Raw genomic sequence first — 19,043 nt, forward strand, 5'->3', positions numbered from 1 at the left:
CTATGCAACTTTCCGAATATTTTATACTCATTTTCTTTCTCGTTTTAGGCGCAGGCGTCGCCGGCGGAGCAATTCTCGTCGGCTGGCTTTTAGGCCCAAAATCCAAGGTGACGAAAAATAAACTCGCACCTTATGAATGCGGCATGCAATCCGTTGGCAATGCGCGGATTCAATTCAAAGTAGGCTATTACCTCTTTGCGCTTTTGTTCCTCATTTTTGATATCGAAGCGTTATTTCTCTTCCCCGTTCTCGTCAGTTTCAAATCGATTGTCGGCGGTGAAACCGTTCTTTCACCGGCAATTGTGGCGGTGGATTTAATTGTCTTTTTAGCAATTCTTGTATGCGGGCTCGCCTATGCGTGGAAAAAAGGAGTTCTCAAATGGGAATAATGAATTATGTGCCGAAGGTTCTCGATCCGATTCCCGGCGGCAAAACCGTTGTCAATGCGATCGATTATATCGTGAACTGGGCGCATGCGAATTCACTTTGGCCTTTGACTTATGGCACGAGTTGTTGTGCGATTGAAATGATGTCGGCGTCGATGGCGCGTTATGATATTGCGCGTTTTGGTTCTGAAGTTTTCCGTGCATCGCCGCGTCAAGCTGACCTCTTTATTTTGGCGGGAACGATTACCGAAAAAATGGCGCCAGCAATTCAGATGCTTTGGGAACAGATTCCGGGTCCGAAGTATGTGATTGGAATGGGCGCTTGCACAATTTCGGGCGGACCATTTTACTACAACAATTATTCGGTTGTCCGCGGGGCAGCAAATATTATTCCGGTGGATGTTTACATTCCGGGATGTCCGCCGAGACCCGAAGCACTTTTCCACGGGCTTTTAAAACTCCGCGAAAAAATTCGAGAAGAAACGCTGCGGAATCCGTGGCACGAAGGCGAATTGGATACGCGAGAATTCGGCAATCGTTACGCCGAAGCGAAGAAAGCGTGGGAAGCTCTTGAAAAAATTAAAGACGAAGAGATGAAGGAAGCCCGCGAAAAATTCAAAGCGGAAAATCCCGATTACAAATCGACTTATCGTCCTGTTCGCGTGCAAAAAGAAGCCTTCCCCGAAGTGCCGTATGCACCGCGGAAATTGCAAGGACTTTCGCAGACAGAACTTTTCCACATTGCGCAAGAAAAATGCGCAGACATTTCGGTTTACGATCAAAAAGATTCGTCTGATGAGGCATTAAATGCTCTCGAAGCGGACACTCCTTTGGACATTCAAGTTTCCAAGGAAAATTATTTGTCGCTCGCGGAATTTTTGAAGAATGATCCGCGGACAAAATTGGATTACTTAATCGATGTGACCGCAGTCGATTGGAAAGAGCATTTCGATGTGATTGCGCAGTTGATGAGCATGGAACTCGGACACAAAGTGTTTTTACGAGTTTCTCTTCCGAAAGATGAAACTGTGCCCGAAGATAAACGGGCGACGAGCATCCTCGCGACAGTGCCTTCGATTACAGGACTTTATCCGGGCGCAAATTGGAAAGAACGCGAAGTTTATGATCTCTTCGGCATCGCTTTCGAAGGGCATCCGGATATGCGCCGCATCTTCCTTACCGAAGACTTCCCCGGCTATCCGCTCCGCAAAGATTTTACGCACCCGCACATGATTTTGAGGGAGGTTTAAGATGAACGAATTTTTGAACCTGCCAGGTTTTCACGAAAAATATAACGACCCGAATGCGGAAGAATTTTTCGTCAACATGGGTCCGCAGCATCCGAGTACTCACGGTGCGCTTCGTCTGCAGCTTCATTTGGACGGTGAAACGATTGTCGAAGTCGTCCCCCACTTTGGCTACATTCATCGCGGCATCGAAAAGCAAGCGGAAAGTCAAAATTATTTGCAATACATTCACTTGTCGGATAGACAAGATTATTTGACTGCAATTCAAAATAATTTGGGCGTTTGTCTTGCCCTTGAAAAAGGCATGCACATCGGCGTGCCAGAACGCGGCGAATACATCCGCGTGATGATGGCAGAACTTGGGCGCATCGCTTCGCACTTGGTTTTTTACGGTTGCTTTGGCGGTGACTTGGGCGGTCAAACTCCGCTTATTTACGGATTCAAAGAACGCGAAATGATTCACGATATCTTTGATCAAGAAACCGGTTCGCGCTTGACGACGAATTTCTTCCGTCCGGGTGGATCGCGTTACGATGTGACGGAAAATTTCATTCCCCGTGTGAAGAAATTTTTGGAAGTTTTAAAGCCCGCGATGGAAGATTACGAAAATCTCCTTTCGACGAATTTAATCGTTTTGGAACGCACAAAAGGCGTCGGTTATCTTTCGAAAGAAGATGCGATTGCTCTCGGTTGTTCGGGTCCTGTGGCTCGCGCTTCGGGAGTCAATTACGATGTCCGCAAAAATGATCCGTATAGCATTTATGATTCGTTCGATTTCAAGGTGCCTACGGCGACGGAAGGCGATTGCTACGCCCGCTATCAAGTGCGCATCGCTGAAATTCATGAATCGATGAAAATTTTGGAACAGTGCATTGCGCGCTTCCCCGAAGGGCCTTACCGCAGTAAAGAAAAACCGGTGCGGCTTCCGGCGGGCAGTTATTACGCAGCAAGCGAAACGGCGAAAGGATTGTATGCGACATACGTCGTGGCGACGACGGGCGATAAACCGTATCGCATTCACACGCGTGGACCGAGCTTTGCAAATCTCGCCGCATTAAATACGATGGTCAAAGGACTGAAAGTCGCTGACCTGGTCGCTGTGATGGCGACTCTTGACCCCGTCATTCCTGAAATTGATAGGTAAACGATGACTCCATCTATTCCAAATCCGATTGGCGACTTTATTCGGGCAAATGTTCCCATTCCCGAACTCGCTTATTTAATCAATGTCATTCTCTGTATCTGCGCCATTTGCGCGGTTGCATTCGGGAGTGCGATGGTTCTTGTGTATATGGAACGCAAAGTCTGCGCGCATGTGCAATGTCGTTTAGGACCGATGCGTCTCGGTTTCCACGGAACAATTCAAATCGTCGCCGATACGATTAAGCTGATGCTTAAAGAAGTCTATGCGACGAAAGGCGTCGATAAACTTCTCTTCTTTATGGCGCCGATGGTGCTTTTAACGGCTCCGTTTATGAGCCTTACGATGATTCCTTTCGGACCGAATTTACAAGTTGCCGAAGTCCCTGTCGCAGTGCCGCTCATTATCGCAGTAAACGGTTTTGGAATTCTCGGCATTCTTCTCGGCGGTTGGGCTTCGAACAATAAGTATTCGCTTCTCGGGTCTTTGCGTTCGGGCGCACAAATGATTAGCTACGAAATTTCGTATTGTCTTATTCTTCTCTTTATTGTGATGCTCGCAGGCTCTGCAAGTTTCCGCGATATTACGATGAGTCAGCAAGGAACGATCATCGATTGGTGGATTTTTAAAGCGCCCGTGATCGGTGTTATCGCATTCATTATGTTCCTCATCAGTTCGACAGCTGAATTAAATCGTGCGCCGTTTGACATCGCCGAAGCAGAACAGGAATTAACCGGCGGTTATCATACCGAATATAACGGCATGGGATTTGCCATGTTCTATCTCGCGGAATACATTAACTTGGTCACGACTTCTTCGCTTGCGACGGTCTTCTTCTTTGGCGGATTTTTGCCGCCTTGCATCGGAATTGCCGCTGTCGATCACATTTTGAATTTTGTGCCCGGAGTCATTTGGTTCTTCGTCAAAGTCTTTGTGATGATTTGGGTTTATATGATGATTCGTTGGACGTTAGTGCGCCCGCGCGTGGATCAGTTGATGAGTTTGGAATGGAAATTTCTCTTGCCGATGAATTTGATTCTTCTCGTTCTCGGTGCTGTGTTTATTTCTTTCGGATGGATCATTCAATGAAGCAGTATTTTAAACGCATCATTCAATCGTTCAGCTTTTTGAAAGGCTTCTCGGTCACGGTGAAGTATTTCTTTCAGCCGAAACGAATTGTGACGGAACAATATCCGGAAAACAAAGCGACCTTGAAAATGTATCCGCGTTTCCGCGGGCGTTTGGAAATGGTCGAAGATGAAAATGGCGAAAATCGCTGCACCGCTTGCGGTATGTGCGAAAAGAGCTGCCCGAACGGAAGCATTAACGTGCTCCCGACGAAAAATATCGCAGGCAAAAAAGTGCTCGGCAAATACATTTACCGTTTGGACACTTGTACGCAATGCGGCTTCTGCGTAGAAACTTGTCCGTTTGGCGCAATCCGCATGAATCAAGATTTTGAACTGGCGGATTTTGACCGCAGCCATTTTGAATTGAAATTGAACCAAAAGGAGGGCCGCGCATGATGAGTCTCATTTCGGACGCGCTCTTTTCGGATTTGATGTTTTATGTCATCGCTCTTTTGATGATCGTCGCAGCGATTATCACGATTACCGCAAAGAATCTTTTGCAGAGCGCAGTATTTCTCATTATTTCATTTATTGGCACCGCGATGCTTTACCTGATGCTTCACGCCGAATTTATTGCGATGGCGCAGATAATGGTTTATGCGGGCGGCGTTGTTATCTTTGTCATCTTTACTGTGCTTTTAACGAGTCACTTGGGCGAATCCGCTTTCCGCATTAAACTTCCGCGGAATTTTATCGCGATTGCGCTTGCGGGCGGTCTTCTCTTTACTCTCGTCCGCTTCCTTTTGAAAGCGCAGGATATTCAAACGGCTGTGCCCGCATCGGCTTCGGATTATGCGACTCTCCCGCAGCTTGCGCTTCGGCTTTTGTCTGCAGATCCCGCGGGATTTTTAATTCCATTTGAACTCGTCAGCTTTATTTTGTTAGTGACTCTCATCTGCGCTATTACCGTAGCGCGTAAAATCAAGGGGGAAGAATGACCCTCGAACATTGCTTAATTCTTTCGTTTATTCTTTTCGCCATCGGAACTTGCGGCGTTTTACGTCAGCGTCACATGGTCGGGATGCTCATTTCCATTGAAATTATGCTGAACGCGGCGAATATGAATTTCATTTCGTTTGCGTATTTCAAAGCGCTCGATGCGACGGCGGGAGCCATTTTCAGCATTTTCGTCATCGCGATTACCGCTTGCGAAATGGCGATTGCCTTAGCGATTGTGGTCAGTATGTACCGCAGACATCACAGTTTGGACGTTAACCAGTTGAGGGATATCCATGAGTGAGTTTCTGATTTCCCATAGCTATTGGATTCTTCTCTTACCGTTTTTGAGTTTCCTCATCAACGGACTCTTCCTTGCGAAGAATCACCGCAAAGCCGCAGGCGCACTTTCCGTGACTCTTGCTGGGCTTTCCATGCTTTATGCGATTGCAGTCGTGAGCATTTACTTTGCAAATTTTGCGCCGCAGACTCTTATCGCGTGGAAATTCCCTTTCCTTTCTTTTTCAAAAACTCTCTTCGCCGAAGCTGCGTTCTTACTCGATCCGCTTTCTGCGATGATGGTCTTTGTCGTCTCGGTTATCGCATTCTTCGTGAACATTTACAGCTTAGGCTACATGCGCGAAGACCGCGCCGAAGGTCGCTTCTTCTCGCTGCTTTCATTTTTCACCTTTTCGATGCTCGGGCTCGTCATTGCGACAGGCGTTTTCCAGATGTACTTCTTCTGGGAACTCGTCGGCATCGCGAGTTATTTGCTCATCGGATTTTGGTATGAACGTCCGCAGGCGATTGCCGCTTCGAAGCAAGCGTTTATCGTCACCCGTTTCGCAGACAGTTTCTTCCTCTTAGGAATTGTCCTCGTCAGTTATGTAGTTGGCTCATTCCAATTTGGATTCTTAAATGTCGTGCGCCCCGAAGTGATGACGGGAACGGTTTCCATCGGACTTTGGGATGTAAGCGCTCACGATGCGCTCGTTCTCGGATCGGTTTTGATTTTCATCGGCGGTTGGGGAAAAAGTGCGATGTTCCCGCTCCATATTTGGCTTCCGAATGCGATGGAAGGTCCAACGCCGGTTTCGTCGATTATTCACTCGGCGACGATGGTCGTTGCAGGCGTTTACTTGGTCGCAAGACTTTTCCCATTCTTCTCGGCTTGCGAAGGCACTTTGGAAATCGTCGGAACAGTCGGCGCATTTACCGCGATTTTTGCAGCGGTTATCGCTTGCACACAACGCGACATTAAACGCATTCTCGCCTACTCCACTCTTTCGCAGCTCGGTTATATGATGTTCGGGCTCGGCGTTTCGGCAACGGCCGCAGCGAGCTTCCACGTTTTCAACCACGCCTTTTTCAAATGTATGCTCTTCCTTGTCGCAGGTTCCCTCATTCATCAAGTGGAAACGAATGACCTCGATAAAATGGGCGGACTGCGGAAAAAGATGCCGTTTACTTATGTGGCCGCTTTGATCGCTTGCCTTTCGATTTCAGGAATTCCTCCGTTCTCCGGATTTTTCTCGAAAGATGAAATTCTCTCGGGCGCATTAAATTCGGGGCATCCGGTCATTTTTGCCGTCGGATTTATCACGAGTGCGCTCACCGCATTCTACATGTTCCGCTTATTCTTCCTCGCCTTCCACGGAAAACCGCGGAGCGAAGATATCGCGCATGCTCACGAAGATTTCGCGATGACTCTTCCGATTGTTTGCTTAGCAGTTCCTTCTCTTGCAAGCGGATTTCTTTGCAAAGGTCTTTTTGAAAAATTCTTTGAATCGTCTGCAGAACCGATTGCTTCGGGCGCATTAACGCCTCTCGCCGCTTATGTTCCGTACTTGGCAACGGGCGCAGGAGTTCTCGGCATTTTAGTCGCGTGGATTTTATATGCAAGTCCCAAAGCGAATATTTCTCGCGCACTCGATTCGACGAATCGTTCTCTTCTTTATCGGACGATTTATCATAAATTTTACTTTGACGAAGGCTATTATGCGTTCACGCGGCAGTTTATTTTCCGCGGGGTGGCGGCAACCGCCAAAGCATTCGAAGATTATGTCATCGGCGGCCTCGTGAAAGCGGTGACGGCTCTTCTCCGTTTTGCAGGAGTTCTCGTCCGCGAAATGCAATCCGGTTACCTTTCTTTTTACATCGGCACTTTAATCGTCGGCGTCATTTTGTGGCGCTATCTCGGCGGACTTCCCATCTAAAGGTTTCGTATGATAAGCACAATCCTCTTTAATTCTATTTGGATTCTTCCGCTGATTGCGGTTCTTGTCTGCGCTCCCATTTCCCGCTCGCAAACAAAGACCATCAAACGGATTCATTTGACATTTGCGGGAATTGTTTTAGCGATTGCCGCTGGGCTCGTCTATTACACTTACACGCTGACGATGCCGCTCGGAATTCCTTCGGGCAATAAACCGTTTGTTCAATATCTGACGGATTTTGAATGGCTTCCGGCGATTCACGCCCATTATACGATGGCGACGGATGCTCTCGGCATTTTACTCGTCTTCTTAACCGCGGTAATTGTCTTCACCGGAATGCTCGCTAGCTGGAAAGTGGATCATCAACAAAAAGAATTCTTCGCGTTGATGCAACTTCTCGGCACCGCCGTTTACGGCGTCTTCATGAGCTTTGATTTGGTTCTCTTCTTCATCTTTTACGAGATGGAAGCGCTCTGCATGTATTTAATGATTGCGGGCTGGGGAACGGGCAACAAAGATTACGGCGGTAAGAAATTAACGCTCACTTTGGCGCTCGGCAGTGCGATGGTACTTTCGACTCTCTTCGGAATTTTCATCGAAAGCGGAGCGACGACGTGGAATATTCTTTCTCTCGCAGACGTTAAACTCCCGATGAGTTTCCAAATGTGGGCTTTCCCGATGCTCTTTATGGGATTCGCCGTTTCGGGTTCACTTTTCCCGTTCCATTTTTGGTCGCCCGATGGTCACGCTTCGGCGCCGACGGCAGTTTCGATGCTTGCCGCAGGTGTGATGATGAAAATGGGACCGTTTGCCTGCTTACGAGTCGCTATTTACTTAATGCCCGAAGCTGCAAAAATTTATTTGCCCTATATCGCTTTCCTCGTCATCTTTAATGTCGCCGTGGCGTGCTTTATCGCCATTCGGCACCGCGATCTCAAATACATTACCGCTTACAGTTCTATTTCACACTTAGGACTCATCTTCCTCGGACTTGCTGCGGCAACTCCGCTCGCCTTCCGCGGTGCTGCGCTTCAAATGCTTTCGCACGGATTTCTCACCGGACTTTTCTTTGCAAGCATCGGGATGATTTACGGCAGAACGCATACGCGGAATATTGACGAAATGGGCGGCTTAATGCGGATTATGCCATTCCTCGGCGTTGCCTTTACCATCGCCGGTTTTGCAGGCCTCGGGCTCCCAGGACTTTCGGGATTTGTTGCAGAAACTTCAATTTTCATCGGCAGCTTCCAAAGTCCTATTCCGCATGTGAAAATTGTAACGATTCTCGGAATCCTTTCGATTACTGCGACTGCGGTTTATATTTTGCAAACTGCAAACCGAATGCTTTCGGGCCCGGTGAAAGTGGAAAAATTCAAAACTCTCACCGACGCCGACTTTATCGAAAAGACGACTCTCGTCATCATTATGGCTTGCCTTTTCGGTATCGGTCTTTTCCCCGGTTGGATTTCGGAATTTCTCGATACAGCAATCGCTCCTATTTACGCCAATTTAATGAGGTAAAATCATGACGAATTTTATTTTACCCGATATTTTGCTTTTGATTTTTCCGTTTGCGGTAATCATTTTGCATTTTCTTTTCCCGAAAAAACACGAACTTCCCTTCCGTTTTTCGGCGGTCTTTTTCATCGGCATTTTTGTGCTTCTCAACTGCCTTTTGGTCGGTGGCGCGCAGACATTCCTCTCGAATTGGACGATTGATAGCTTTGGCATTTTAATGCGCGAAGTTTTGGTCTTGGGAACTCTTCTCGCAATTCTCTTTGCGAAAGATTACTTTGACCATCCCGCAGACGGAAAACCGCGTTTGCATCAATTCGCAGAATTTTCGGCGGCGATTGCTGCGGCAACTTTCGGCGGATTTATCGTCGTCTCGGCAAATGAACTCTTGACTCTTTTCCTCGGGCTTGAACTGGCAACTCTTCCGATGTATGCGCTCAGCGCTTGGAATAAAGCGGATCCGCAAGGCTCGGAAGCGGGAACGAAATACATTCTCATGGGAAGTGTTGCGACTGCATTCGAACTTTTCGGAATGAGTTATCTCTACGGTTTTTCGGGAAGTATGCATTTTAATGCCATCGCGGAAGCGGTTTCTGCAAGCCCGATGAATCCACTTCTTTGGATTTCGGCGCTTTTCCTCTTCTGCGGAATCGGATTTAAGTTGACGCTTTTCCCATTCCACACTTGGGCTCCCGATGTTTACGAAGGCGCTCCGACGCCGGTGACCGCAGCACTTGCTGTGACGAGTAAAACGGTCGCTATCGCATTTGTCGCCGTTCTCGTTTACGGTCCGCTTCAAGCCATTCACGCCGAATTGATTCCGTTCATTTCCATTCTCGCGGGCGTAACCATTTTCGCGGGTAACTTGGGCGCAATGAAGCAATCTAGACTGCGCCGCTTTATGGCTTACAGTTCTATTTCGCAAGCGGGTTACATCTTGGTCGCGCTCAATGGTCCCGAAGTCACCGCAAAAACCGCAGTCGTCTTCTACCTTTTCCTTTATGCGCTTTCGAATTATCTCGCATTCTTCGTCTTCGGAATCATCGGACAAAAACGCCCCGAATCTTTTCATTCTCTTTCGGGACTTGCAAAAGAATGTCCGAGTTTAGCGGTTGCGATTGCAGTTGCCGCATTCAGTTTAGCGGGAATTCCCCCACTCGCAGGATTCGTTGGAAAATTCTTCCTCTTTGAAAGTGCTGCTAGCGCGGGCACTTATTTCCTCGTCGCCTTTGCGTGCTTAAACAATGTCATCGCTCTCTACTACTACTTGCAACTGGTGAAGAGCGCGTGGGTCGATCCTGCCGACACGGCTTTAGCCCCGATTGAAATCAATCGTCGCCAAAAAGTCTGCATTATTCTTCTCACGGCGGGCGTTATTTTAGCGGGCGTTCTCCCCTTCCTCAGCAGCAACATTGCGATGGTAATGCGGAGTTAACCCTTCCGAGTCAATTCAAAAAGGCACCCGATTGGGCGCCTTTTTTATTGGGACTTTTCAAAAATTTAAGTGTTAATCGGCGGAAAAGGAAGTTCCAAATCAACGCTAATAGGACAATGATCCGAGCCTTGAACTTGGGGATAAATTTGCGCATCGGTAACGTTTTGCGCTAACGCCGAATCGACGAAAGCATAATCAATTCGCCAACCGATATTGCGTTCACGGGAATTTGCCCGATTAGACCACCACGAATACGCATCGGAAACATTCGGATGCAAAGTGCGGAAAGTATCTTCAAAACCGGCGGCGATATATTTATCAATCCAAGCGCGTTCAATCGGCAAAAAGCCGCTCACGTTTTCGTTTTCTTTCGGACGAGTGATGTCGAGTTCGGTATGGCAAGTATTGTAATCGCCGAGAGTTACCACATGACGTCCGCGCTTAAGCCATTCCAAGCTGTTGTCCAAAAAGGCATCGTAAAAGCGCAATTTATAATCGACGCGGTCTTCGCCTTGTCCACCGTTCGGAAAATAAATGGAATTTAAAACCCAATCGGGAAAGACGAGCTGCACAACGCGACCTTCTTCGTCAAATTCTTCGATGCCAAAACCGTATTCGACGGAGTCGGGTTCAATTTGACTTAAAATCGCAGTGCCGCTGTAGCCCTTTTTCTTTTGACAAGGATTCCAATAGCAGAAATATCCTTCGGGCGAGGCAATCGTCTCGGGAATTTGATCTTCTTCCGCACGAATTTCTTGTAAACAAAGAAGTTCAGGCTGCGTCGTCTTAAACCAATCGGCAAATCCTTTCTTTTCGGCAGAACGGATGCCGTTCACATTCCAACTATAAATGCGCATGCGCCAAAGATAGTTTTATTTGTTCGCTAAAAAGCTAAAATCTTCGCAAGAAAGGACTTCTAAGCGGTTTCCCATCGCTTGGTTGCGAGTCCGATCGCTGCCGTATTTTTCGGGAATGCGGAAGCAATATTCGTATTCGGTTCCGGCATCGGTCGGAATCGTGAGTTTGAACGCGCGGATGCGGTCTTCGCGCTTGTGACTTGTACCTTTATAGCCTTCGTGATATTCGTAACGGTTCTGAATTTTCTTTAAGCGAGCGTCTTGGTCAAAGCGCAAATCTTGAATGATTTGGCCGGAAAGTTCCACCGGGAAACTGCCTGGAATACGCAGTTCGGTTTTGCCGTTCGCTTGGACGATTTTCGCGTCTTTGGGATTGACTAAATAACGTTCTTTTGCAATGTTGCGGTAAGACTTAAAATGCACTGTGCGCACGCCGCAAAGTTCCCGCATATCCGGTTGTTCCACAAAGTCAATTTCACGGCAAGCGGGCGGCATATTTTCGGGCACTTCTAAGTTGCTGCCGTCAGAAGTTCCACCGCAAGCGGTAAAAAATGTCAAAAACGAGAAGGTAATTCCCAACGCAAATTTGAATCTCATAATGCTAATATAAATTTTACTTGTATAAAGCGCTTGCAAAAAAGAAAAGTTTTGCGTTTTTTGGCGATTATGTCATTGAAATCAGCGTTCCTACGACGACGAGAGAAAGCATTAAATTCAAAAAAAGCATTGTTCGGCGAAGAATTTTGGTGAACGATTCTTGCCAAGCGGGATCTTTGACTTCTTTGATTTCTTTAATCCCGAGAAGAACGCTTAAAAATCCGGTAATGACGAGCATCAACGCTCCCGGAAAATAGCCATCGTTCCACACTAAAATCGAGATGAATGCCCCGAGAATCATCGCGATTCCGCCGACGCAAACTTCAAAGCGAGCGAGTTTTTTTTGCATGAAAACCTCTTAAAGCGAGAATAAAGCGATGAGACTAATCCGCGGTTTCGATGATTTTAAGGGTCCATTTAATGGCCAACTAAAATTCAAATGATTCACCAATTTCGTGACGGATTTTGTCATCGCAAAGCGGACGCCGACGCCTGCGATATAAGTCAAATCGTCGGGCTCAAATTCGTGAACGGCAGAAGAAGTTTCGCCAGCTTTAAAGAATGCGGCAAAGACGGGCGCAACGGTTCCGATTTCAAAATGCGGAAAGAATCGTTCTTCAATTTGCCCGTAGAATCGCGCTTGTCCGGTGTAAAGATACGTCGGAAATCCGTAAAATTCTTGATTCGAAAGTCCGCCGAGAGAAAGTTGTTTTCCGAATGCGGCGCGTTTATAAGTATCCATGTAGCCGAGAAGTTGCGTTGAGAACCATTCATTGGAACGCCAAATATATTCTGCAGAAATGCGTTCGTAAATATCGCGGCGAGAATCGTCGGTGACATAAAAATAGGACCACGCCGAAAGCATTAAATGATGCATCCGCGAACCGAGTGCGAGATAAATTTTATAGTCAAATCGCCAATCGTTATCGGTGGCGCCGAGCGCTGTGAAATTCTTGGATGCGCCGATTTTTACGCTGTAACCTTTATCGACGTCTTCCGTCCATTTGGCGTGGCGGAAATTCGTCAAACGATCGTAGCGAATCCGCGAAAAGGTGAAGCTTAATCCAAAACGCGAATCGACCATATCGGGAATCCAATGTTTTACGTCGCTAGAATCGAGTGCGTAAGCGCGATTATCTTCTAAGAAAAGATAACGCGAAGTGTTTTTATACGAGCGTCCGAGACGATGATAGTCATAGCTTAAATTCAGATAAATTTTGAATTCTTCGCTTCCGAAAGAATGCCCGATGCGAAAACTTGTCGAATCTTCTTCGAGTCCGTTGACGCGGATGACGCGATTTCCATGTTTGCGATTGTAATTGGGCAATTCTTCTTTGACGGTATCGGCAACAGCAACGGAAACTTTTTTCGTCGGGAGCTTCCCCGTCCAATAATATTTCACATCTTGCTTGTCCATATATTCGGCAAATGTGTAAGCCCATTCATTTTTACTGCGAGAAAGGTATGGCTTATACATGGTGAAATAATTCGTGTAGCCATCAGTATTGTCCGAAACCGAAACTTCTAAGCGATTATTTCGGAAAAGGAAATTGCTGTTGTTATACAGAGCCATAAAGCGGTCGCGGAATTCATCGTGCGAATAATAAACGCCGATGGTTTGTCCAAATCCGAGGAAATTATTTTCCCAAATTCCGACGCCGTAATAAACAGGACCATCGCTCGGACGTTCTAAGGAAAGCGGCACCGTAAGCGTCCACGTATCGCTTGTCTTCACCCGCAAAATATTTTTTCCATCGGCAGAAATTTCACGGGTAATGTGTGCGTCAGCAATATACGCTTGGCTGCGCAAATTTTTTTCGCTTTCAATGAGTTCGTACAAATTCACTGTATCGCCGACATCGAACAGCACGAGCTTTCGCACGACCGATTCGCGGGTTTCGATGTGAATTGTATTTCCGATGTGATAAACTAAACTATCTGCCCACGTGTAAGCTTTTGAATCGTCAAATGCATCGCCCGGATAAACAGCGATAGAATCGACGCGGAAATATTCGAGCGAATCCGCAGTCGGCTGCACAAACATCGGCTCGGGCGTAACGGCTGCGGCATAGATTGCCAACGAAAGAATTGCAATTAAAATTTTCACGGAAGTTCAACCGCCATTCGGAAGACGGATTTCTTTCCCGTGTTGCTTCGTTCCGCGGCCGTTGCGCTGCGGACTTGAAGATTCTTTGCGGTGACGCCTGTTTGCGCTTGCAACGCTTTTAAAAGTTTTGCGTTGCGCTCTTCGGCGAGAGCGTTAATTTGGGCGATTAACGCTTCGTCTGACGGACGTTGCCACGAAGCTACAAACTGTTTGAACGCATCATCTTCTTCGGCTTCTAAAGCAGCTTTGCGTTCTACCGGCGTCAAATTTTCTTTGCCATTTGTCGCTTTGTAAAATGCAAGTTTTTCCATTTTAAGAGCGAAAGATTCCAACTGTTTTTTCGGATCAAAATTTTGCAAAATCGTCATCGAAGCGCCCGGTTTTTGCGCTAAAATTTCGGTCCATTTTTTCGCGATGCCATATTGTTCGCTCGTAAAATCGTTTGCGGCAACATCGATTTCAAATTCGCTTGGCGTCGATGAACCGAAGAGGAATTTCGCCGGAGAAAGTGCGACTTTAACAAGCAAATTTCTCACCGTTTGCCAAATGATTTTTCCGTATGAAAATTCCGGATCATTCAAATTTCCTTTGATCGGAATATCGAATTCAATTTTTCCATCTTTGTCTTTCAAAATGTAAAGCGCGACTTTCATCGGAACGCTGTATTCGGGTTTTGCGTTATCCGGTTTATCGCCGACGGTTAAATTGTAAATGTCGATATTGTGACGGCTATCGATTTCATTATTTTGAATGACATTGTCCGAAGCGAGACCTAACGAGCCCGCGACAAGCGGATAGCCTGTATAATGTTCCGAATATTTGGAGAAATCTTTCATGCTCACATTTTTCACATCGATGTTCGCTTGCAAAGAATTTAAATCCGACGGTTTAATTTTTGCAGAAACTTTGACCGAACCGCCGTGTGGCAGTGTGGCGCGGACGCGGACCGTTGTTTGCTTTTCAAAGGCGACGTTTGCAGCGTCGACAGAAATTCCCGAAACCGTATAAGAAAATCCGCCGGGAATTGTGTTGTCGTTGAGTGTAAACTTGGTATCCGAAAAGGAAAGTTGTTTGAGAAGCGCATCGAGAGGCTTTGCCGCTTCCGTTTTTTTCGGCTCCGCAGCCGGTGTCGCTTTTTCTGTTTTTGTCGAATCATCTTTCGCTTTGACTTGGAAATCTTGCGCGGCGTTCGAATCAGCGGGGGCCGCTTTTTTCGGCGTTAATAAGACTTGCAAATTGTTGGAATTTTTATTCATATCAAAGTGTGCGAACGCTCCGCGCACCAAGACAGAATCGATGACGAAACGATTTTCATTTAAATTGGCTTCGGCAATTCCTACGCCGATGTGATCCACACCGAGAGTTTTTCCCGAAGATTCTGTTAAGACGACATCATCGACGGAAACCGTTCCATTCACCGCCGAAGCGAGAACGTCATCCACATTTCCTGAAACCGAAATATCGACGCTCACTTTTCCCGAAAGATCTTGGAAATTCAGCGCGCTTTCTAAGTAAGGTTTGACGGCGCCGATTGCAAAATCCGAGAGTTTTACATTCAATGCAAAATTGCCTTTTTGCATATTGTAATCGGCAGAAACGCCTAACGAACCGCCGCTTGCAAATTCCAATTTGACGCCGGCAGAAGTATTCTTATTCGAGAAATAAACTTCGGGTACTTTTACTGAGAAATCTTTGATTTCAATATCGGAATTGACTGTCTGATCGACGTAAATGACGTTGCCCGAAAGAATGGCGATTTTTTTAATGGAAATGCCGAAAGGAAGCGCGTTCACTTGACTTGCGCCCGGAGCGGTCGCAGAATCCTGCGCAATTTTTGTCGAATCCATTTGTGAATTTGCTAACGAATCTACCGCCGAAGAATCCATCGCTGCGGCTTCTAAAGAATCCGTTTGCGATGAATCGCGCGCTGCTAAAAATTCTAGCATATCCGTGAAATTAAAAACTTCCCCATTTTGAATGACGCGGGCGTATGGCGAATCGATTTTAAGTTCCGAAAGGCAAATGTCGCCGACGAAAAGGCAGCTCGGATCGGCGTTTACGAAGAATTGATGAAAGGCGGCAAATCGGGTGACGTCGTCATTTTCGTAAAGCACAAAATCATCGATTGTCACCGTAAAGCGGAACGGATTAAAGGAAATATTTCCAATTTCCATTTTTCGCCCGATCAATTCTTTCGAATGCTCTTCGATATAACCGCGCGCAATTTTCGGTGCAAAAAAACATGCGGCGATAACGAGGAGAATTAAAACAGCGAGAATGATTCCGAGAATACGAAATGCTTTTTTCATATTGGAAACGATAGAAAATTATGCTACATTTGTTTTGGGACGACGGATGACCGCTCTTGCGAAAGCATGGGAGGAAAGTCCGGGCACCACAAGGCAGGATGCTGGATAACGTCCAGGCGCAGAAATGCGACGGATAGCGCAGCAGAAAATAAACCGCCTCTTCGGAGGTAAGGGTGAAATGGCGAGGTAAGAGCTCACCGCGGACCTGGCGACAGGGACGGCATGGCAAGCCCCATCCGGTGCAAGACCAAGCAGAATTCCGCTTTCTTCGGAAAGCCTGGGTAGCCTTTCCAGTTGGAGTTCGGGTAGGTTGCTTGAGGCCGCCAGTAATGGCGGATCCAGATAGATGGTCATCGCCGACTTCGGCCGGCACAAAACCCGGCTTATAGTCGTCCCAATTTTTTTACTTCAAAGCGTGAAACCGCAGAATTTTTATGAAACGTTTATTTGTCATCGCTACTGGAAACGCGGGAAAAATCCGCGACTTCGCTTTTATTTTGGGAACAGAACGCAACGAATTTAAAACTCTCAAAGACATCGGCTTTGATGGCGAAATTATCGAAAACGGCAATTCGTTTGAAGAAAATGCGAAAATCAAATCGCGAACAACGGCGGAATGGTTAGCGAAAAAAGGCATTGAAGCAACGGTTCTCGCAGACGATTCCGGCTTAGAAGTTTTTGCGCTTCACGGTGAACCGGGAATTTACAGCGCCCGCTACGCGGGCGTTCACGGCGACGATCAAGCTAACAATCAAAAATTACTTGCGAAGTTAAAAGACGTTTCCGATCGGAGCGCGCGGTATTTTTGTGCGCTCTCGTATCAAATCGTTTCGAAAAATGCTGAGGGAAAATTCGTCATCAGCGAGCCGCAAATTTTTGAAGGCGAATGCCGCGGACAAATTAACTTTGCTCCCGTCGGCGATAAAGGTTTTGGCTACGATCCGCTTTTTATTCCGAACGGAGAAACGCGGACATTTGCCGAAATGGAACTTGCCGAAAAGAAACCGATTAGTCATCGCGGCAATGCAATTCGCGCATTACATGCGCATCTGCGTGCTTAAACCGCCCCACTCTTTGGAATGTTCTTTTTCGTGCGCAATCGTCGCTTCAAAGTCGGCGAGAGGCGCACAATTTTTTTCCACATTGAGTTGCGTTTGATGTAAACGATTTAAGCATTCCATTTTATCGCGGTCACCGATTTTTGCCCGCTGAATGGAATCGTCTAAAACGCGAATGGATTCATCGTAAATTTTTGTAGGAACAGGAAACGGATGCCCATCTTTTCCGCCGTGGGCAAAGGAAAATCGAGCGGGATCCCGAAAACGCGAAGGCGTTCCGTGAATGACTTCGCTGACGAGTGTGAGCGATTGCAAAGTCCGCGGGCCAAGTCCAGGTGTGAGAAGTAAATTTTCAAAATTTTCGGGCGCAGATTCGTAAGCGGTTGCAAGCACAGCACCGAGACGTTTTAAATCAACATCGGCTTCGCGGACATCGTGATGCGATGGCATTGAACAATTTCGACTAGAATTGACCAAAATCGGTTCGGGAGTCGGGAGAAATAAATCGGTTTGCGCGGGCACAAGAATCGAAGAATTCGGCTTCACAATTTGTGCGATTTCGCGCATCATCCTACTCGGATTTTCTTTGGAAATTTCCAAAATAGAATGACGAGTTTTATCTGCATCTGTTGCGGTTAAATTCAAAATTTCGCCGCGGTTTTCGCCGATGACAGCCGTGTGCGGCTCTTCGACAAAGGAACGCAAATGCGACGAACACCAATGATAACGTCTCGCTGCCCGCGCGGACGCATTCATTCCCTGCTGCACTACCGCCCAATCGCCTTCATCCGTTACAATAAAATTGTGCTGATAAAGTTGAAAGCCGTCTTGAACTGCGGTATTATCGACTTTTGCGCAGAGACGACTCGCCCGCTCTAAATAATTGCCGTCAAGTCCAGTCGCATCGGCAACGCGTAAAAGTTCTGCGGGAGTTTCGCGAGAATATTTTCCGCGGCCACCGCAAACGCAAATGCCGAGTTCTTTTGCAATCGGATTGAGCCCGCGCTTGAGCGCATACATGACGCTTGTCGTAATGCCCGAAGAATGCCAATCCATTCCGAGAACCGCGCCAAAAGATTGAAACCAAAGCGGATCGCTTAAGCGGACGAGAAATTCTTTTTTTCCGTAATTTTCGACGATGCTTTCGGCGATGAGTTTTCCGAGATCGCGCATGCGATCAGCGAGCCACCGCGGAACCGTTCCCGTGTGCAAAGGCAAATCGGCAACGCCCGTACGCTTAGGCATTTTACCGCCGAATAATCATGAGAAAAGAACCGTGCGAATTGCTTTGCATTTCGACTGAGCCACCGCTCGCTAATTTTTGGAAAAAGATTCGCACAAATTTTCCCTGATCGGGAGATTCCAAAATGGCTTCAATTTCTTTTGAAGAAATTTTTGCAGAATTAGTCCACGTATCATTTAACCAATGCCAAATTTGCCAATTAAAAAGTCCGCGCGTGCTCGCGACAAATGCTTGCACCATCAAAGAATATTCGTATGCGTAAAAATCTTTGCGCCCTTGAATTTCGGCTTGTTTTTGGAGTTCCGGTAAATTTTTAAAATCGAAAATCGGCAAAAGCGCTTCGGCATCGGGCTTTAAATACGAAAATTGAATTTCATTTTCGCGGACGATGACTTGCAAATTCGAATCGTCAAAATGCACAAATTGTCCCGGAATTTTTTCTTGATAATCGCGGAAAACTTCTTTCGGATTTAATGGTTCTTGAATGTCCAAGGGAATTTTTTTCGTTGAAAGTTTTGCAATTTCAAAAACGGAAATTTTTTCGCCGTTTCCATTTTTTTCTAAAACGGCAAATAAAGATTTTCTTCCCTTGCCTTCGACAAACCAACCGTGTTCGATTGCAGAACGAATTTTTCCATTTTTATCGCAGACAATTTTTGCGATTTCTGGATCGAGAAGCGCATCGGCGTCCCATTCCATCCAAGAAGCGCCTCCGCTTATCGAATCGAGTTTTGCAAAGAGTTCCGCCGCTTGAAAACGCGTTGCTGATTCCAAGGACATCGGTTTTGCCGCAAACGAAAGAGTTGCCCAAAAAAGAATTAAAACAAATTTTTTCATCGAAATAAAAATAGAATTTCGCACTGCAA

18 protein-coding genes, 1 other RNA gene and 1 pseudogene are annotated in these 19,043 nt (G+C 46.7%); 13 read left to right on the top strand and 7 right to left on the bottom strand.

What is annotated here, in order from left to right:
* Window positions 1-2: 2 nt before the first annotated feature.
* From B0H50_RS02780 to B0H50_RS02825, 11 genes and pseudogenes are all read left to right on the top strand, one after another.
* Window positions 3-389, top strand: a complete 387-nt coding sequence (locus B0H50_RS02780; RefSeq protein WP_106198197.1) for an NADH-quinone oxidoreductase subunit A — start codon at window positions 3-5, stop codon at window positions 387-389.
* Window positions 380-859: pseudogene (locus B0H50_RS13840) on the top strand (NADH-quinone oxidoreductase subunit B); the annotation flags it as partial. The gene B0H50_RS02780 and the pseudogene B0H50_RS13840, both read left to right, overlap by 10 nt.
* 120 nt (window positions 860-979) lie before the next feature.
* Window positions 980-1,636, top strand: a complete 657-nt coding sequence (locus B0H50_RS13845; protein WP_287721815.1) for an NADH-quinone oxidoreductase subunit C — start codon at window positions 980-982, stop codon at window positions 1,634-1,636.
* Window position 1,637: 1 nt separating this feature from the next.
* Complete coding sequence (locus tag B0H50_RS02790; protein WP_106198198.1) at window positions 1,638-2,777, top strand: NADH-quinone oxidoreductase subunit D; 1,140 nt, start codon at window positions 1,638-1,640, stop codon at window positions 2,775-2,777.
* A gap of 3 nt (window positions 2,778-2,780) precedes the next feature.
* Window positions 2,781-3,863: a complex I subunit 1/NuoH family protein gene (locus tag B0H50_RS02795; protein ID WP_109587212.1), complete on the top strand. Its 1,083-nt coding sequence runs from the start codon at window positions 2,781-2,783 to the stop codon at window positions 3,861-3,863.
* On the top strand, window positions 3,848-4,300 hold the full coding sequence (locus B0H50_RS02800) for a NuoI/complex I 23 kDa subunit family protein (protein WP_106198200.1): 453 nt from the start codon (window positions 3,848-3,850) through the stop codon (window positions 4,298-4,300). The genes B0H50_RS02795 and B0H50_RS02800 overlap by 16 nt, the downstream gene beginning before the upstream one ends.
* Complete coding sequence (locus B0H50_RS02805; protein WP_106198201.1) at window positions 4,297-4,842, top strand: NADH-quinone oxidoreductase subunit J family protein; 546 nt, start codon at window positions 4,297-4,299, stop codon at window positions 4,840-4,842. Before B0H50_RS02800 ends, B0H50_RS02805 begins: the two co-directional genes overlap by 4 nt.
* Complete coding sequence (gene nuoK / locus B0H50_RS02810; RefSeq protein ID WP_106198202.1) at window positions 4,839-5,144, top strand: NADH-quinone oxidoreductase subunit NuoK; 306 nt, start codon at window positions 4,839-4,841, stop codon at window positions 5,142-5,144. Before B0H50_RS02805 ends, nuoK begins: the two co-directional genes overlap by 4 nt.
* Window positions 5,137-7,056, top strand: coding sequence for an NADH-quinone oxidoreductase subunit L (gene nuoL, locus B0H50_RS02815; RefSeq protein WP_106198203.1), 1,920 nt, complete (start codon window positions 5,137-5,139; stop codon window positions 7,054-7,056). Before nuoK ends, nuoL begins: the two co-directional genes overlap by 8 nt.
* Window positions 7,057-7,065: 9 nt before the next feature.
* Entirely contained in the window at window positions 7,066-8,577 is a 1,512-nt protein-coding gene (locus B0H50_RS02820) for a complex I subunit 4 family protein (protein WP_233244482.1), read from the top strand.
* Between the two features lie 4 nt (window positions 8,578-8,581).
* A complete protein-coding gene (locus B0H50_RS02825; protein WP_106198204.1) occupies window positions 8,582-10,006 on the top strand; it encodes an NADH-quinone oxidoreductase subunit N in 1,425 nt (474 codons plus the stop codon).
* A 65-nt stretch (window positions 10,007-10,071) separates the two neighbouring features.
* Here the strand turns inward: B0H50_RS02825 and B0H50_RS02830 are convergent, their stop codons facing one another.
* The 5 genes from B0H50_RS02830 to B0H50_RS02850 all read right to left on the bottom strand — a co-directional run bounded on the left by B0H50_RS02830 (window position 10,072) and on the right by B0H50_RS02850 (window position 15,876).
* Window positions 10,072-10,863 carry an exodeoxyribonuclease III gene (locus B0H50_RS02830; RefSeq protein ID WP_109587213.1) on the bottom strand — a complete coding sequence of 264 codons (792 nt, stop codon included), beginning with the start codon at window positions 10,861-10,863 and terminating at the stop codon, window positions 10,072-10,074.
* Window positions 10,864-10,878: 15 nt separating this feature from the next.
* A complete protein-coding gene (locus tag B0H50_RS02835) occupies window positions 10,879-11,460 on the bottom strand; it encodes a hypothetical protein (protein WP_106198206.1) in 582 nt (193 codons plus the stop codon).
* 67 nt (window positions 11,461-11,527) lie between these two features.
* Window positions 11,528-11,809, bottom strand: a complete 282-nt coding sequence (locus B0H50_RS02840; protein ID WP_106198207.1) for a hypothetical protein — start codon at window positions 11,807-11,809, stop codon at window positions 11,528-11,530.
* 9 nt (window positions 11,810-11,818) lie between these two features.
* Entirely contained in the window at window positions 11,819-13,567 is a 1,749-nt protein-coding gene (locus B0H50_RS02845; RefSeq protein ID WP_109587215.1) for a BamA/TamA family outer membrane protein, read from the bottom strand.
* A complete protein-coding gene (locus B0H50_RS02850) occupies window positions 13,564-15,876 on the bottom strand; it encodes a DUF748 domain-containing protein (protein ID WP_109587216.1) in 2,313 nt (770 codons plus the stop codon). Before B0H50_RS02850 ends, B0H50_RS02845 begins: the two co-directional genes overlap by 4 nt.
* A gap of 34 nt (window positions 15,877-15,910) precedes the next feature.
* Here B0H50_RS02850 and rnpB point away from each other — a divergent pair.
* Window positions 15,911-16,278, top strand: an RNA gene (rnpB, locus tag B0H50_RS02855) — RNase P RNA component class A.
* A gap of 32 nt (window positions 16,279-16,310) precedes the next feature.
* Entirely contained in the window at window positions 16,311-16,937 is a 627-nt protein-coding gene (gene rdgB, locus B0H50_RS02860; protein WP_106198210.1) for an RdgB/HAM1 family non-canonical purine NTP pyrophosphatase, read from the top strand.
* Here rdgB and B0H50_RS02865 read toward each other — a convergent pair.
* Entirely contained in the window at window positions 16,914-18,179 is a 1,266-nt protein-coding gene (locus tag B0H50_RS02865; RefSeq protein ID WP_106198211.1) for a DUF763 domain-containing protein, read from the bottom strand. The two genes, rdgB and B0H50_RS02865, sit on opposite strands and share 24 nt — an antisense overlap.
* A 1-nt stretch (window position 18,180) precedes the next feature.
* Entirely contained in the window at window positions 18,181-19,014 is an 834-nt protein-coding gene (locus B0H50_RS02870; protein WP_146193660.1) for a hypothetical protein, read from the bottom strand.
* Between the last annotated feature and the right edge of the window lie 29 nt (window positions 19,015-19,043).

This window comes from Hallerella porci (genome assembly GCF_003148885.1).
GTDB classification, from domain to species: domain Bacteria; phylum Fibrobacterota; class Fibrobacteria; order Fibrobacterales; family Fibrobacteraceae; genus Hallerella; species Hallerella porci.

Excerpts from the sequence above, each read along its gene's own strand:
- B0H50_RS02780 (WP_106198197.1), top strand. The coding sequence starts at position 3 with ATGCAACTTTCCGAATATTTTATACTCATTTTCTTTCTCGTTTTAGGC.
- B0H50_RS13845 (WP_287721815.1), top strand. The coding sequence starts at position 980 with ATGAAGGAAGCCCGCGAAAAATTCAAAGCGGAAAATCCCGATTACAAA.
- B0H50_RS02790 (WP_106198198.1), top strand. The coding sequence starts at position 1,638 with ATGAACGAATTTTTGAACCTGCCAGGTTTTCACGAAAAATATAACGAC.
- B0H50_RS02795 (WP_109587212.1), top strand. The coding sequence starts at position 2,781 with ATGACTCCATCTATTCCAAATCCGATTGGCGACTTTATTCGGGCAAAT.
- B0H50_RS02800 (WP_106198200.1), top strand. The coding sequence starts at position 3,848 with ATGGATCATTCAATGAAGCAGTATTTTAAACGCATCATTCAATCGTTC.
- B0H50_RS02805 (WP_106198201.1), top strand. The coding sequence starts at position 4,297 with ATGATGAGTCTCATTTCGGACGCGCTCTTTTCGGATTTGATGTTTTAT.
- nuoK (WP_106198202.1), top strand. The coding sequence starts at position 4,839 with ATGACCCTCGAACATTGCTTAATTCTTTCGTTTATTCTTTTCGCCATC.
- nuoL (WP_106198203.1), top strand. The coding sequence starts at position 5,137 with ATGAGTGAGTTTCTGATTTCCCATAGCTATTGGATTCTTCTCTTACCG.
- B0H50_RS02820 (WP_233244482.1), top strand. The coding sequence starts at position 7,066 with ATGATAAGCACAATCCTCTTTAATTCTATTTGGATTCTTCCGCTGATT.
- B0H50_RS02825 (WP_106198204.1), top strand. The coding sequence starts at position 8,582 with ATGACGAATTTTATTTTACCCGATATTTTGCTTTTGATTTTTCCGTTT.
- B0H50_RS02830 (WP_109587213.1), bottom strand. The coding sequence starts at position 10,863 with ATGCGCATTTATAGTTGGAATGTGAACGGCATCCGTTCTGCCGAAAAG.
- B0H50_RS02835 (WP_106198206.1), bottom strand. The coding sequence starts at position 11,460 with ATGAGATTCAAATTTGCGTTGGGAATTACCTTCTCGTTTTTGACATTT.
- B0H50_RS02840 (WP_106198207.1), bottom strand. The coding sequence starts at position 11,809 with ATGCAAAAAAAACTCGCTCGCTTTGAAGTTTGCGTCGGCGGAATCGCG.
- B0H50_RS02850 (WP_109587216.1), bottom strand. The coding sequence starts at position 15,876 with ATGAAAAAAGCATTTCGTATTCTCGGAATCATTCTCGCTGTTTTAATT.
- rdgB (WP_106198210.1), top strand. The coding sequence starts at position 16,311 with ATGAAACGTTTATTTGTCATCGCTACTGGAAACGCGGGAAAAATCCGC.
- B0H50_RS02865 (WP_106198211.1), bottom strand. The coding sequence starts at position 18,179 with ATGCCTAAGCGTACGGGCGTTGCCGATTTGCCTTTGCACACGGGAACG.
- B0H50_RS02870 (WP_146193660.1), bottom strand. The coding sequence starts at position 19,014 with ATGAAAAAATTTGTTTTAATTCTTTTTTGGGCAACTCTTTCGTTTGCG.